Raw genomic sequence first — 13,937 nt, 5'->3', positions numbered from 1 at the left:
AAGATCAACCTGCCGTCGCTCGCCGCTGGCGATGCCCTGTGGCTGCAGGCCGCTTATGCGGACGGCGCTCTCGGCTACCTCGGTTGGGCTCCCGGCAGCTTCGGCCTCGGCCGTCTCGGCCGCCTGAGCCTGGCTGACGCCTCGATCAACCCGGTCACCGGCAGCGTCGATAACTCGACCGGCTGGTCGCTGGTCGCCGCGTTCCGCCACTTCTGGACCCCGACGATCCGCACCGAGATCAGCGCGTCGTACTCGGAACTCAAGCTTGGCTACAACGACGCCTCGCAGCTCTTCGCTGTGTCGCGCTCGCTGGACCCGAAGGAGTTCCTGGTCGCTGCCAACCTGGTCTGGTCGCCGGTTTCCGGCCTCGATATCGGTGTCGAAGTGCTCTACTCGCACCTCGACGTCCGTGCGCCGGTCGGCGTCGTCAGCAACGCCAACGCCCGCAGCGGCGTGCTCGGCATCAAGTCGGAAGACTCGATCGCCGGCCGCCTCCGCATCCAGCGCGACTTCTGATCGGTCTCCGATCTCAGTCGGAAGCCCCGGGGAAACCCGGGGCTTTTTTTATGCTGAGGTGTAACAAGGAGCTTCTGTATGACCCCGCGACAAGCTCGTGCAGCTCGCGCCATGCTTGGTCTCGATATGAAAACGGTTTGCGCCCTGGCAAATGTGGGAAAGCGCACCCTTACGGAGTTCGAATCTGGAAGCCGTGTGATCTACGGCGCCACTGAAAGCAAAATTAAGGCCTTCTATATCTCAAGGGGACTGTCATTCTCGGCTCCGGGAGATCAGGAAGGCGTGAGTTTCGCGGCACCTACGACAGGCATCGCTGAATCAAGTGGCGAAGTGAGAGATAAGGCCGAGTACATCGATCTTCTCGGGGCTTGCGATGTGATCGAAAAGATAAATTCGATCGTGGAGATTCAGCAAGAACTCGACGGTAGGCCGAAAATCTCGCAGTTAATTCTCATGTTTGCTCTAAAAAAGTCAGGCTTGAATCAAAAGGAATTTGCAATACGTATGGAATGTACGCCGTCCTTTGTGAATGCGGTTATTGTAGGAAAGAAGACGATTCCTGCTTCATATTCGATGATGTTGCAGGTTTTTTTCGATAAAGAAAATCTAGACATTGCAAGGGCGTTGCGTCAGGAAAAGATGATAGTGAAGTTATCATCTCAATTGAGATCAATTCACGAAGAAAACATTACGGCATGGCGCGCTGTTTTACCTTTGAAGGCCTAATCAGGCAGTTGGGCGCCAGCGACTGGGGCGTGTCCCGTGGTGGGGGAGCCTCCGAGGGCCACCCGATGACGGCCAGTCCAGGCTGAACAGGCAGCCGAGGTCGGCATGCCGACGATGGGATCCTGCTCGATGTCAGCCGCAGCCGACCTCGCCCTGAAACCCTTCGCAGGCGCTGATCTGGCTACTACTGCCAAGAACAATCCCGAACAATCCTACCGCGTCGATGCCGGGGCGATGCGACGCTGGAGCCTGCCAGAAAGTAATCTCCCGGCCGATACGGTGATCTTGTTGAATGCGCAGCGGGCGCTCAGTGCAGAATGGTTACGCCGTGCATTTGCAGGGCTTCGACCACGCCGTCGAATATCAGGCCGCCCCCAATCGCGGAGACGAAGAACCCGACGATGCGCGTGATGGCGTCGATCCCAATGGGGCCGATTCTTTGCGTGAGCTTCTGAGCATAGATCAGGCAGAGATAAGTCGTGAACATCGTTGCGACGATTGCCGCCGAAATCGCGATGAAGGAGAGGAATTCCTTGGATGAATCCTTGATCGTCGCGGTCATCCCAATGATCGTGGCGATGCCGCCGGGACCGAACATGATCGGCATCGCCAGGGGCACAAAAGCGATGTTCGCCTCGCTGGTGTCGGCGTCCGAGAGGCCCAGGTCGTCGCCGGATTTCTTCGGCAAGAACAGCTCGAAACCGATCTTCATCAGGATGATGCCGCCGACAACCCGCACCATGCTGAGCGGTACACCGAAAATCCGAAGGAGGAGCGTTCCGAAAATGAAGAAGAAGAAGGAAAGCATCAGCGCGTAGACAGAGGCTTTCAGGGCGACCGTGCGGTGCGTTGGGCTATCCTTGCCAGACAAAAGCTTGAGGTAGACCGGCAGAACCTCGAACGGATTGATGATGGCCAGCAAGGTCGTGAAGGTGCCGACGAAAAGAGAAAACTCGGTCCTCATCGGTCACCCCTTCCGGGCAAGAGAACGCCCAAGCCCTGCCAGAACCTACGCCTCGCAGGCTGCAAGGTATCGCCCGTCAAATCATCGCCCTAAGAACGTAGCCCGGCACGACGCGGACCTCCCGTCAGGGGACATCCTGGCCCTGCTTTAGAACCGCAGGCTGAGCCCGACGACGGGCCCATGCATTAACATATCGAAAGCGTAACGCCGACGCCCCTCGCCCTGGGCATAGTCGGCGTAGAGCGCCCGGTAACCGATGACGCCCGAATAGGTGATGCCGTTCTTCTCGGCGAAATCGAAGCTGTAAGCGGCAATGCCCTGCCAAGAGAAATTGCTGCCACCACCACCCACGTCGCCGCGCAGCACGAATTCCTGACCAGGCGCCAGGCCAATCCGCACGCGGGCACCAGCAAAGCCGTCGATCCAGTCCACCGAGCCGGAGCGGGCGATCGCCACGTTGCGCCCAAAGCTGAGGTCGCCGACGTCGACGGTCGCGCCCGCATCGAAGGAGAGCTCGGCGCGCTGATTCCAGTAGCGCGCACCGGCGAGGATGTCGAAGGCGACCGACCCGAAGCGGGCGACCTCGTAAGTAGCCCCCGCTTCGAGGATAGCCATCGAGGTCTTGGCGTCGCCCGACGCGCCGATGGCGCCTGAGATATCGGGCGTAACGTTGCGTGTCTTGATGCCACCGCGATCAACGCTGACCCTAAGCCCGGCTAAATTGCCGAGCAGAGAAAACCGGCCGTTGCGGGCCTCCATATCGGCCATCAGGGCAAATAATGTTCCCCCATCGCCGAGCGTGGCATCGACGATATCGATGAAACTCGCATCAACCTTCGCGGTTCGCCCCTTCACGGTCTGGTTTCCGTTTAGCGAAATGAGCCAGCCATAGGGCGTGAAACGAAAGGCCCATGCGGAAGACATGACGGGCGGTACGGGTGCGGCCGGGGGCGGCAGATCGGCGGCCTGCGCCACGACGCTGCCCAGCCCCAGGATTATCGATAAGGTGAAGCCGCAGAGCTTTGCACGGGTGAGTGTCATCGCAATCCCCTTCTTTGCGTTTAATGCTCTAAAATTCCATGTGCAGCATCCGTCGAAGACTGCTCCCGTTCAATCTGCAACTTGCTTTCCGCCGTTCAACAGCGATGGATGTGACATATTTACTTGCGCCCGCTGGGATCGGATGTTGGCCTAGTACGCCCCTCCGCCCGACTCGCTGCAAGAATAGAGGTGCAGCCCGCACAGCACCTTTGCCCGGCCTTGCCGCAGCCATGTCGTTTACTGCAATGGAGACAACCAGTTAGCCCGGGAATAGGCGCGGATGGCCACCCTCCTCATGGCAACGAAGCCACCGCCGACCGTATAGGTCGCGGCGATACCTTGATCTTGCGGTAAGGCGGCGCAGCGATGAAGCCGCGCTTCGCTTCCTGGAAGTCCTGCTTGTCGGCAAGGGGCAGGATCCGCCGCTGCAGTTGCTGCGCTTCGATCGTATATTGCGAAGGCATGGTCCCCTTCGGATGGAAATGCTGCTGGTCCTGCGCGACCGCGGCATCGCCAAATGCTGCAACGACGACTGCGCCAACCACAAGCGCCAGAATTCTAAATGAGCCGCTTGCCGCATCCGAGCCGGAGGCGAAGGTTCGACGGAACGGGGCTCCCAGCGTTTCCCCCTGTCCAGAGTGAGAGCTGTTGTGCTGCCTGTGTGCCGGACGCGCCCCGCACCTGCTCGCTGACCTCCGATGACACGGCGAGCGGATCCTTGGCCGAGGACCGTCCCGATGCGACGGAACGATCCGAGCAATCATGGCTTGCCCTGCCGGGCGCGCGCCTCACCAGAGCCGTCTAGTAGCATGCCGGATAGGGGTAGTAACCGCACTGACCATAGCCATAGCCATAGCCATAGCCATAGCCATAGGGCCGCGTCGCAGCCAGTCCGGCGGCCGCGCCCAACGCCGCTCCGCTGGCATACCAGGCGCCGTTATAGACCGGCGCATGCCAATATGTGCCGCCGACCCGGGCTCGATCATAGGCTCCCCAACGGTTATAGCCCACGCGATCGTCGCCCAGTCGCGCATCGCCGCCAAACCGATCGCCGGCCAGGCCGCCGCCAAATCGATCGCCGCCGCCGATGCCGCCAAGGCCGCGCCCGGCGAAGTCGCCGCCACCGAGGCGGCCCCCAAAACCACCGCCGCCGAAGCCGCCAAAGTGGTCGATGAACAACGCAGCCGGCCCGTTCGCGCCGGTAAGGCTCCCCTCGAGGATCGAAACCTCAAAGGTCAGGTTGCCCGCATCGAGTTTCGGCGAACGCAACGTAACCACGGCGTCGCTGACTTTGGATCCGTCGCCGCCCAGGACGGATATGGTGGCGTTTGGCGGATCCTTGGAGAAACTGTCCTTCCCCTCGTCCCACTGCATGATGAACTGCCTGGTGGTGACATGGCCCGCCGCGCGCACGGGGCGGTCTGCGAACACGATCGAATTCGCCGAAACACCCGTCAAAGTCAGGGTGCTGCCCTCCAGCTTTGCGCCTGTCGAGTTGATGACGGCGAGCGAGGGAACCGGCCCCGTGGGTGTGGCCACGCCGATTGTCTTCTGAAGGGGGACGTGCGGCTGGGGATCCGCCCCTTGCGCCTGTGCTTCGCCCGGCACCGATCCAAGCCCGCCCAAAACGAGGATGAGCCAAGTGAGATGTCTTGTGAGCATTTGGAGCCTCCCGTGTTTGGTGCGCAGGGGTCGCAAGCGCTAATGATCACTAGGCTTTCGACTTCCGCGGTCGCCGAACGTTGTCCTCACTCCGAGAACGGGAAGATCTTCTTCCAATCCCGCTTCATGTCGACCACGGTCCAATTGTTCACGACTGCGGCGTCGAGCGCCTTGTCGAGCTTTCCGAAATGCGATTGGCGGTCATAGGCGTATTCGCGTTCGGCGTCGGTGTGGTGGACGATCAGGCCGAAGCGCGGCCCGCCCGAGAGCGTCGTCCATTGCAGCATTTCGAGATCCCCGTCGGAGTTCCCGAACGCCGCAATCGGCCGGCGGCCGATATGCTGATTGATGCCGAGCGGCTTGCCGACCGTGTCGTCGATGAAGTTGACCTGCGGCAGGCGGAAGATCACCGGCCTGCCATCACGCATCTCGAAGCGCGTCTGGATCGAGGAGCCTATGACCTGCTCGGGCGGGATGCCGTAGACCCTGTCGGTCCACGGGCGCATGAACTCGATGCCGCCGCCCGAGGCGATATAGGTCTTGAAGCCATTGGCCCGGAGATGGGCGAGCAATTCGAGCATCGGCTGGTAGACCAGCTCGGTATAGGGCCGCTTGAAGCGCGGGTGGCGCGCCGTCGCCAGCCAGTCCGTGGTGATCTTCGCAAACTCCTCCGAGGTCATGCCGGCATGGGTGGCGCCAATGAGCTGCATCAATCCCTTCTCGCCCGATGCCGCCAACGCCCGCATGTCGCCGCCGAGGACTGCCTTAAACGGCTGTTTGGTCTTCCAGCCGGGGTTCTGCGGCGCCAGCGCCTTGACGCGGTCGAGCACGAAGGCGAGCTGGACATACATCGGCTGCTCAACCCACAAGGTGCCGTCATTGTCGAACACCGCGGTGCGTTCGGCCGGGGCCACGAAGTCCGGCCCGCCCTGGGTCGTAACCCGCCTGACGAAATCGGTAATCGATGCCTTTGTCGCCCCCTCGTTCCAGGACGGCAAAGGGTCCGTCTGGGCGAAAGCGACCTGCGGACGGAGCGGCCCGATCAGGACGGGCAGCACCGCAAATGACGAAAGCAGAATGCGGCGATTCAACTCGCCCGAAGGGTTGAGTGACGTCATGCGGGCCTCCGTTAGTATCGTCGTACGAAAGCTCAGTACATGAATGGTCCTGGGCCACCCCAGGGCCCGAAATCGAAGGCGCTCTGGTTCATCACTGCCGTCATTTGCTGCTCGTTGGCCAGTTTCTGCGCGAAGACCATCTGGCGGAACTGGGCGTAGGCCGCCTGGTTTCCGAAATAGACGCATTGGCAGACGATCGGATCGGCGTAGACATAGATGATCTGCGAGTTCTTGACTTGCTGGACGAATTTGTTGGGCGGCAGTTTCTTCATCGCTGCGATGCGCTCCGCCGTGTTTGCGGGCTGCGGGGTGAAGCCCGCGGCCGAGAGCAGATCCTCCTTGTGCTGCACGGTCTGGGATGTGGACTGGCAACCGGCCAGGGCGAGCCCGAACGAGAGCGCAATGGCACTGAAGGCGTGGGATGGCATGAGATCCTCCGGGTAGCTGCAGGAAGTGCGGGTCGATTGGACTCAGGTGCTTTTCAACGAAGTGTCGTGGCTCGCAGCGGGACATAGGCGCGAGGCAAGGGTCAGTCAGCCAGGCCTGGGCCGGACCGGAGAATCCGGCCCAGGCAAGCCTCAGTTGCCGACAGGCGCCCCTTGCCGATAGGCCCTTTGCAACTGCTGCGGGGTCGAAGGATAGAGCGTCTGGCATTCAGCCCAGTAGCTGGACTTGGGCGCCCTGTTATTGGGATCGGCGCAGATCGCGGCGAGCTGCTGCGCCCGTGATTGCGAACTCTGGCAGCCCGAGAGGATCAATCCGATCGATAGGGCAATGCCGGTCATGACATAGGTCTTCATGACATCCTCCCGTGAAAGGGTTCTGGTGTTCGCCAGCCTGATGAAGGGAAGCAGGCGCCGCCGAGCGGAGGCGCCTGCCTGGTTGCTTTCGCCAGCGCTCAGTCGGACCGGCCTTTTGCGTTCTTGATCTGCTCCATGACCTGGTCGAGGTTGTAGCTCGCCGGGTCCTGCATCGGCGGGAAGTCCTTGTAGGACAGGAGTTCCTTCATCCACAGCGCCTGGCCGATCGGCAGCATGTTCCAATCGTAGAGATAGGCGGTGGAGGGGGAGCCGATTGAGCCGCCCATACCAAGGAGCGTCTTGTATTGCGAACCGATCGTGGTCTCGAAGGGATCGCGCTTGATATTAACAACCTGGGCCCAGTGGTATGGCATCACGCCGGAGATGAAGCCGGCCGGCGAGTCCGAGACCATCGCGAAATAGATCTTCCAGTTCTTGTAGCGGACCGCCGAAGGGTCCTTGCCGGAATAGTAGAAGAACGTGTCGCGTGCCGATTTCTCCGACCGTCCGAGAAGGTATTCGGTCTGGTCGAAGCCATCGAGCTTGGTCTTGACGATGCCGGGATAGCTTCCGGCCATGATACGCTGGTTCAGCGCATCCCCCTTGTCTCCGCCCGCGAGGTTGACGAGCGTCGGCACCCAGTCGAGCGACGCGAAGATGTCGTTTTTGACCGTGCCCGGCCGGATGCCGCCGGCTGGCCAGCGCACGAGCGCCGGCGCGCGCATGCCGCCTTCCCAGGTGCTCAACTTGCCGCCCTTGAAGGGCGTGACGCCACCGTCCGGGAAGGAGATCGTCTCGGCGCCGTTATCGGTGGTGAAGACGATGATCGTGTTGTCGAGCTGGCCCATATCCTCGAGCTTCTTCAGGACGACGCCGATATTGTCATCCATCTGCTTCATGCCGGCCTCGTTGAGGCCCCAGTCCTTGCCGCCCGGCTCGCCGATCATGGCCTCGTATTTCGGCGGCAGAACCGTCGTGACGTGCATGCGTGCCGGGTTGTACCAGGCGAAGAACGGCTTGTTGGTCCGCTTTGGGTCGTTGCGCTCGAGGAAGTCGACGACCTTGGCCGAGATCTCCTCGTCCACCGTCTTCGAGCGTTCCAGCGTCAGCGGCCCTTCGTCCCGGCAGGTCTGGTTGGCCGCCGTACCGTTGGAAGATGTGCAGAACAGCACCGGACGTGGCGGCGTCAGGCAGGTCGTTGTCCTGGGATCGACCGCGCCTGGAACCGGCGGAAGACCCGGGATCGGCGTGTTGATGCAAGGCGGAGCCACGGTCTGCTGGGTCGGGGTCCTGTTGATGTCGGGGAAACTCACGCCCTGCATCGCATCGAGGTGATAGAGATAGCCCCAGAACTCCTGGAAGCCGTGCGCGGTCGGCAGCGCGTCGGTGTGGTCGCCGAGATGGTTCTTGCCGAACTCGCCCGTGTTATAGCCGAGATCGTTTAGGAATTTGGCCAGCGCCGGCGTTCCCGGCCTTAGGTAGGAGGGGCTGCCCGGCAATTGGGGCGGGATCATGCCGGTGCGCAGCGGGTGCATGCCAGTGAAGAAGGCATTGCGGCCGGCCGTGCAGCTCTGCTCGGCATAGTAATGCGTGAAGAGTGCACCTTCCTGCCCAATCCGGTCGATGTTCGGCGTCTCACCGACCATCAGGCCGCGGTGGTAGATGCTCGGCTGCATAATGCCGATGTCGTCGCCCATGATGAACAAGATGTTCGGCTTGGTTTGCGATTGGGCGGGCGCGGGCGCAGGCGCCTGCGCGACGGCCGGCGTCAATGCTGCGGCACAGATGAGCGCGGTGGCGCCGAGGAGAGCCGTTCGCGTCGTATCGCAGGCGCTGTCGATGATGCGGCCGAGCCTCGATCGACTGTCAGCGGGGGCAATGCTCGTTGTTCCGGCGAGAATGTCATGCTGCATAGCAGATACTCCTCTTTCAGGTCTTCGAGACTCCGCGCCGGACGCAACGGAAGCCGATATGGGTTGCCGAGGTGTCGACGAGTTGGGGGTGGCGTGCCGCCGGGCGGTAGCGGCGGCAGTAATTTGGCGCACACAGATGGGAGCCGCCCTTCAGGACCCTGCGCGGGATCCTGAGTTCAGGGTGGCAAGGGTCGTAACTCTGGTCCTCGCGCCCGCCGAGCGGGTTTTCCGGGATGCAGCATGCTTTCGGCGCATCAGCGATGTGCCTCGCCACGTAGAAATCGCTCGTCCATTCCCAGACATTGCCGATCATGTCATAGAGGCCATAGCCATTGGGCGGGAAGGCGGTGACCGGCGAGGTACGCTGAAACCCGTCCTGCGCCAGGTTCTGTCGAGGGAAATCGCCCTGCCAGGTATTGGCCACGTGCTGGCCGCCGGGCGTGAATTCATCGCCCCAGGCGAATTCCGCGCCGTCGAGGCCTCCGCGGGCCGCGAATTCCCACTCGGCCTCGGTCGGCAGGTCCATGCCGGCCCAGTGCGCATAGGCGAGCGCATCCGAAAATGCCACGTGCACCACGGGATGGTTGTCGAGCCCGTGGATGCTGCTCTTCGGGCCGTAGGGGTGCCGCCAGTCAGCGCCCTTCAAGTAGGTCCACCACTCGCCCCAGAAGCGCAGGTCAGCCGGATGGTCGGGTGGCGAGAAAACGAGCGAACCCGCATAGAGCATCTCCGGCTGGGCCGCTGGGTAGTCTTTCGGATCTGGATGCCTCTCCGCGAACGAGACGTGGCCGGTGGCGCGAACGAAGTCTTGAAACTGGCGGTTCGTGACTGGCGTCCGGTCCATCCAAAACGGGTCAAGACTCACCCGGTGAACCGGAGCCTCCTCAGGGTAGTGTCGATCCGACCCCATGCGGAACGTGCCGCCGGGTATGACGAGCATACCTTGCGGAGGCGCAGTTTCCGCACTAACCGAGCGATCCAGAGGATCGCTGGAGGCCGCGAGCTGTCGTTCCGCTATTTCAAGATTGCGCATGAAACACTCCCGGAGTGCTCGGCTCTCAGGGGCAGGCTGTACCGCTAAAACGAGGGGCCCTCTACTGGACCATGGCCCAGTATCGAGGCTTGCGGGGCTTCGTGGCTTCCGGATTTCCGAGGGTCCGCGGTCAAGGTTCAAACGCTGACACCATGCCTGAGCCGAAACGGACTGGGCGCCCATGAGCTTCGGCCTCGGCAAAATGCATCTCGACAGGGTAGAGATGACGCTGAATAATGCTGCCTTCCAGAACTTCGAGACCTTCTACGTGCCGCTACGGTAGGAAAGATGGAAGTTCGATTACAACTTGCAGCAAATACAACCCGAGGGCCTGGAGCGCTGGCCTTGCTCCTTTTGCTGCTCGGCCTCCCCTGGCTGGCTCCGGCTGCGAGGTCGCAAGGGAAACCAGCCCGCATCCTGCTTCTGCATGCGTTCAACTATACATTCCCTGCCACGACGGCGATCAGCGAGGCTGCGCGCAGGCGATTGCTGGAACGCGCTCCTCATAAGATCGAGATCGATGGGGAGTTCCTTGACCTAGCACGCAGCTCCGACCCCGCGCATGAGGAACGGACGGCCGCGTTTCTGCGTGACAAATATGCGCGTTCCCCCCCGGACGTCATCGTCACCCTGGGGAGCCTGGCACTGCCCTTCACTATCAAGCATCGCGCCACCATCGCTCCTGCCGTACCGGTCGTGTTCACGAGCATCTCACCGGCGACCTATTCGGCGTCACGGCCGCCTCCGGATGTGACCGGGATCGTCACCGAGTTTGATCTGGAAAAGACACTCGCATTGGCGAAGCTGCTTCAACCCGATTCCCGGAAAGTCGTCGTGATTGCCGGGAGCGCTGAAGTTGATCGCCGTTGGCAAACCCAAGCGCGGACGACGCTGCAAGCTCACGCCGAATTTGAAGCCACCTACCTTTTCGGGCTGCCGTACGACACGCTCGTTGCTGAGTTGGGTCGTGCTCCTGCCGAGGCGATCGTTATCGTGCTCACGGTTTTCGCAGACGGCACGGGCAAGAGTTTTGTTCCGGCCGAAGTCGCGACTGCGCTGGCCGCGCTCTCTCCCGCTCCTGTCTACTCACCCTACGATACTTTTCTTGGCAACGGGACCGTGGGCGGCTTCATCGAGACGTTCGAGTCTGTCGGCATTGCCGCGGCAGACCTCGCACTTGAAATCATCGCAGGCGCTGATCCGGCGACGCTCCCGCCAAGAACCAATCCCGGACAGGCCTACCGCGTCGATGCCAGAGCGATGCAGCGTTGGAATCTGCGAGAAAGCAATCTCCCCGTCAATGCTATCGTCTTGTTCAAGACGCCGACGCTCTGGGACCAACATTACATTCTCGTGCTTGCGGCCCTTGGCATCTCTGTCTTGCAGATGTCTGTCGCCGGCGCGCTGCTGCTCCAGATGCGCAGAAGGCAGCTTGCCGAAGCTCTGCTCAAGGAGAGCGAAGAACGGATGACCTTCACGGCGGCGTCCGTGAACGTAGCCCTCTGGCAATTCAATCGCGAGACGAACGCGCTCTGGGCGACCGAGCACGCGCGGGCTCTGTTCGGGCTTGGGGAGGATACTCCCCTAACCCGCGATACGATTCGTGCCGCCATCCATTCCGATGATCGCGCGGGAGCGATCAACTCGCTGACCAAGTCGGCAAAAAGCGACCAGTCCGCCTTCGCAGACGTTCGCGTGATGCGGAATGGCGAGCCGCGCTGGATACGGATTCGCGCGCGGTTTCATCCCGACTCCGCAGGCAATCCGAAGCAGCTCAGCGGAATCTTCATTGACGTGACCGACCAGAAGATGGCCGAGATCGAAACGGCCCTGCAGCGCCAGGAGGTGGCCCATCTGATGCGGGTTTCGGTGCTGGGCGAACTGTCGGGCGCGATCGCCCATGAGATCAATCAGCCGCTGACGGCCATCCAGTGTAATGCGGAAACGGGGCTCGATCTGCTCGCCGCCCCGTCGCCCGACCTGGCCGAACTCCGCGATGTGCTGCAGGATATCGTCGATGATAATCGCCGGGCCAGCGATGTCATCCAGCGCTTGCGTAAGCTGCTCAAGAAGGGGGAGATCACCCCTGTCCCCGTCGATGTGAACGAGCTCGTCACGGCGACGCTGGCCTTGCTCCATAACGAACTCGTCAATCGCAAGATCAGCGCAAGCCTCGAACTGGCGGGTGAATTGCCCGCGACGGTCGCAGACCCCGTCCAGCTGCAACAGGTCTTGCTCAACCTTATGCTCAACGCCATGGACGCGATGGCTTCCACCCCCACGCCCGAACGACATATCGCGGTCTCGACTTTGTGGACGCCGACGAAGATGATCGCAGTCCGTGTCAAGGATTGCGGACCCGGAATTCAGCCARAGGCGGCAAGCCACGTGTTCGAGCCGTTTTACACGACCAAGCCAAACGGACTTGGCCTCGGGTTGGCGATTTGCTCGACCGTCGTCGAGGCCTATGGTGGCGAGGTCGAACTCGCGAACGACGAGGCCGGTGGAGCGGTCGCGACCCTCTTGCTGCCAGCCCAATCACGGAACCACGCGGAGTGAGCGCCCGATGTTTACGGTCTTCCTCGTTGATGACGACGAAGCCATCATCAAGGCCTTATCGCGGCTTCTCGGGACAAGGCGATACGAAGTTGCGGCGTACACGTCCTCCCAGGACTTTCTCGCTGATCATGACGCTTCGATTCCAGGCTGCGCGGTCGTTGACGTCTGCATGCCGGGACATGATGGCCTTGAACTTCAGCAGGCTCTGTCCGCCAAAGGGACCAATCGGCCGGTCATCTTTCTCACCGGCAAGGGCGACATTCCAACGACTGTGCGTGCGATGAAGGCGGGCGCCGTCGATTTCCTGACCAAGCCGGTTAGGGCTCGGGATCTGGTGGCTGCAATAGAACGCGCGAGGGAAGCGGATTCCCGCGCCCGACAAGCGCAAGCCGAATTCGACTCGGTCGAGAGCAGGATTGCGACCTTGACGCCCCGCGAGCGTGAGGTTCTGACATATGTGGTCGCGGGAAAGCTGAACAAGCAGATCGCATACCAGCTCGGCATCGTCGAAAAGACGATAAAGTTTCACCGCGGATCGATCATGAAGAAGCTTGGCGTTCGCATGGTGGCCGACCTGGTGCGCCTCGCGGAGAAGGCCGGCATTTCCGCGTAGTCGTCGTGTCCTGCGCACTGGTCCAACGTTCAGGTCGACAACGGGCAAAAACCGCCTCACGTTCCGCCTTATGGGACAGGATTCTTCCTGGATCGCTATCGTGGACGACGATCCGTCCGTGCTGAAGTCCCTGAGTCGGACGCTGAGAGTTCGCGGCTATGAGGCGAAGATCTTCAGCTCAGGTCAGGAGTTTCTGACGGCTTTGCCGGGAGGGACGCCTGCTTGCCTGATCCTCGACGTACAGATGCCGGGCATGACCGGCATCGAGCTTAACCATCAATTGGTCAGGGCCGGCCTCCATATTCCGACGATCCTGATCTCGGCACATCGTGACGGGGTGCGGGAGCCGTCTCAACCCTCGGACATCGTCGCGATTCTTTCGAAGCCTTTGCGGAATGAGACCCTKTTCGACGCGCTAGTGGCTGCGCTCGGACCAGACAGGAAAAAGTGATCCTGCGAGTGCGCTGGGCCAAGACGGACCCTGTGCAGAAGGTGGCGGACACAAAGAACCCGACAAGGCGTGTGATGGCGCGATCAATGCCAGGCTGCGCGACGAGCTCCTCGAGGGCGAGATCTTCTATACTCTCGCCCAGCCGAAGATCGTCGTCGAAAGCTGGCGGCGCCACTTCAATGCGGTGCGCCCGCATGGCTCGCTCGGATACAAGCCGCCGGCTCCGGCGGTCTTCGTCCCCGCCATGGCCGCGCGGGCGGCTGCGCAACCCGGACCAGCTACGCCGACCGCGCTAGGTGTTTGATCCCAGGTTTTGATGGTGCGATCTTTTCCATCGGATGGAAGGAGGCACTATGGGCCAGGTTCTGCACGGGAGCGCCACAACGACGGAGGCGATCCGTCGAGCGATACAGCATAGTCAAGCGAGCCTGAGGGCTCTGGCAAAGCGCTACGGCATCAACCAGAAGACCGTCGCGAAGTGGAAGAAGCGGGCCTCGGTGGCTGATCTGCCGACGGGCCCGCAGCAGCCGGCTTCGACGGT

At 61.7% G+C, this 13,937-nt stretch carries 13 protein-coding genes and 3 pseudogenes; 7 read left to right on the top strand and 9 right to left on the bottom strand.

Annotated features, from left to right (window positions below; all coding sequences use genetic code 11):
• Positions 1 to 516: pseudogene (locus AC1DVA_RS24350) on the top strand (hypothetical protein); the annotation flags it as partial.
• A gap of 78 nt (positions 517 to 594) precedes the next feature.
• A complete protein-coding gene (locus AC1DVA_RS24345) occupies positions 595 to 1,242 on the top strand; it encodes a helix-turn-helix domain-containing protein (protein WP_476807561.1) in 648 nt (215 codons plus the stop codon).
• Between the two features lie 307 nt (positions 1,243 to 1,549).
• On the opposite strand, the gene AC1DVA_RS24340 is transcribed toward AC1DVA_RS24345, so the two are convergent.
• The 9 genes from AC1DVA_RS24340 to AC1DVA_RS24300 form a co-directional block, all read right to left on the bottom strand.
• Positions 1,550 to 2,206: a MarC family protein gene (locus tag AC1DVA_RS24340; protein ID WP_476807560.1), complete on the bottom strand. Its 657-nt coding sequence runs from the start codon at positions 2,204 to 2,206 to the stop codon at positions 1,550 to 1,552.
• Between the two features lie 147 nt (positions 2,207 to 2,353).
• Entirely contained in the window at positions 2,354 to 3,247 is an 894-nt protein-coding gene (locus AC1DVA_RS24335; RefSeq protein ID WP_476807559.1) for a hypothetical protein, read from the bottom strand.
• A gap of 293 nt (positions 3,248 to 3,540) precedes the next feature.
• Complete coding sequence (locus tag AC1DVA_RS24330; protein ID WP_476807558.1) at positions 3,541 to 3,792, bottom strand: hypothetical protein; 252 nt, start codon at positions 3,790 to 3,792, stop codon at positions 3,541 to 3,543.
• 256 nt (positions 3,793 to 4,048) lie between these two features.
• Complete coding sequence (locus AC1DVA_RS24325) at positions 4,049 to 4,909, bottom strand: hypothetical protein (RefSeq protein ID WP_476807557.1); 861 nt, start codon at positions 4,907 to 4,909, stop codon at positions 4,049 to 4,051.
• An 86-nt stretch (positions 4,910 to 4,995) separates the two neighbouring features.
• A complete protein-coding gene (locus tag AC1DVA_RS24320; protein WP_476807556.1) occupies positions 4,996 to 6,027 on the bottom strand; it encodes an HAD family hydrolase in 1,032 nt (343 codons plus the stop codon).
• A gap of 32 nt (positions 6,028 to 6,059) precedes the next feature.
• The gene (locus AC1DVA_RS24315; RefSeq protein ID WP_476807555.1) at positions 6,060 to 6,455 is read right to left on the bottom strand and encodes a hypothetical protein; all 396 of its coding nucleotides are present in this window, start codon (positions 6,453 to 6,455) and stop codon (positions 6,060 to 6,062) included.
• Between the two features lie 150 nt (positions 6,456 to 6,605).
• The gene (locus tag AC1DVA_RS24310) at positions 6,606 to 6,827 is read right to left on the bottom strand and encodes a hypothetical protein (RefSeq protein WP_476807554.1); all 222 of its coding nucleotides are present in this window, start codon (positions 6,825 to 6,827) and stop codon (positions 6,606 to 6,608) included.
• 98 nt (positions 6,828 to 6,925) lie between these two features.
• Entirely contained in the window at positions 6,926 to 8,740 is a 1,815-nt protein-coding gene (locus tag AC1DVA_RS24305) for an arylsulfatase (protein ID WP_476807553.1), read from the bottom strand.
• A gap of 16 nt (positions 8,741 to 8,756) precedes the next feature.
• Positions 8,757 to 9,680, bottom strand: coding sequence for a formylglycine-generating enzyme family protein (locus AC1DVA_RS24300; protein ID WP_476807562.1), 924 nt, complete (start codon positions 9,678 to 9,680; stop codon positions 8,757 to 8,759).
• Positions 9,681 to 10,118: 438 nt separating this feature from the next.
• On the opposite strand from AC1DVA_RS24300, the gene AC1DVA_RS24295 reads away from it, so the two are divergent.
• From AC1DVA_RS24295 to AC1DVA_RS24275, 5 genes and pseudogenes are all read left to right on the top strand, one after another.
• Positions 10,119 to 12,332, top strand: a complete 2,214-nt coding sequence (locus AC1DVA_RS24295) for a sensor histidine kinase (protein WP_476807552.1) — start codon at positions 10,119 to 10,121, stop codon at positions 12,330 to 12,332.
• Between the two features lie 7 nt (positions 12,333 to 12,339).
• Positions 12,340 to 12,945 (top strand): response regulator transcription factor, encoded by a 606-nt coding sequence (locus tag AC1DVA_RS24290; protein ID WP_476807551.1) that lies wholly within the window; start codon positions 12,340 to 12,342, stop codon positions 12,943 to 12,945.
• Between the two features lie 100 nt (positions 12,946 to 13,045).
• Positions 13,046 to 13,396: a response regulator transcription factor gene (locus tag AC1DVA_RS24285; protein WP_476807550.1), complete on the top strand. Its 351-nt coding sequence runs from the start codon at positions 13,046 to 13,048 to the stop codon at positions 13,394 to 13,396.
• Positions 13,397 to 13,475: 79 nt separating this feature from the next.
• A pseudogene (locus tag AC1DVA_RS24280) lies at positions 13,476 to 13,700 on the top strand (integrase core domain-containing protein); the annotation flags it as partial.
• Between the two features lie 49 nt (positions 13,701 to 13,749).
• Positions 13,750 to 13,937: pseudogene (locus AC1DVA_RS24275) on the top strand (IS481 family transposase); the annotation flags it as partial.

The organism is Allobosea sp. P4_C6 (assembly GCF_056402015.1).
Note: the sequence above shows the minus strand (reverse complement) of the source record. Positions and strands in the feature narration are given on the sequence as shown.

Excerpts from the sequence above, each read along its gene's own strand:
- AC1DVA_RS24345 (WP_476807561.1), top strand. The coding sequence starts at position 595 with ATGACCCCGCGACAAGCTCGTGCAGCTCGCGCCATGCTTGGTCTCGAT.
- AC1DVA_RS24340 (WP_476807560.1), bottom strand. The coding sequence starts at position 2,206 with ATGAGGACCGAGTTTTCTCTTTTCGTCGGCACCTTCACGACCTTGCTG.
- AC1DVA_RS24335 (WP_476807559.1), bottom strand. The coding sequence starts at position 3,247 with ATGACACTCACCCGTGCAAAGCTCTGCGGCTTCACCTTATCGATAATC.
- AC1DVA_RS24325 (WP_476807557.1), bottom strand. The coding sequence starts at position 4,909 with ATGCTCACAAGACATCTCACTTGGCTCATCCTCGTTTTGGGCGGGCTT.
- AC1DVA_RS24320 (WP_476807556.1), bottom strand. The coding sequence starts at position 6,027 with ATGACGTCACTCAACCCTTCGGGCGAGTTGAATCGCCGCATTCTGCTT.
- AC1DVA_RS24315 (WP_476807555.1), bottom strand. The coding sequence starts at position 6,455 with ATGCCATCCCACGCCTTCAGTGCCATTGCGCTCTCGTTCGGGCTCGCC.
- AC1DVA_RS24310 (WP_476807554.1), bottom strand. The coding sequence starts at position 6,827 with ATGAAGACCTATGTCATGACCGGCATTGCCCTATCGATCGGATTGATC.
- AC1DVA_RS24305 (WP_476807553.1), bottom strand. The coding sequence starts at position 8,740 with ATGCAGCATGACATTCTCGCCGGAACAACGAGCATTGCCCCCGCTGAC.
- AC1DVA_RS24300 (WP_476807562.1), bottom strand. The coding sequence starts at position 9,680 with ATGCTCGTCATACCCGGCGGCACGTTCCGCATGGGGTCGGATCGACAC.
- AC1DVA_RS24290 (WP_476807551.1), top strand. The coding sequence starts at position 12,340 with ATGTTTACGGTCTTCCTCGTTGATGACGACGAAGCCATCATCAAGGCC.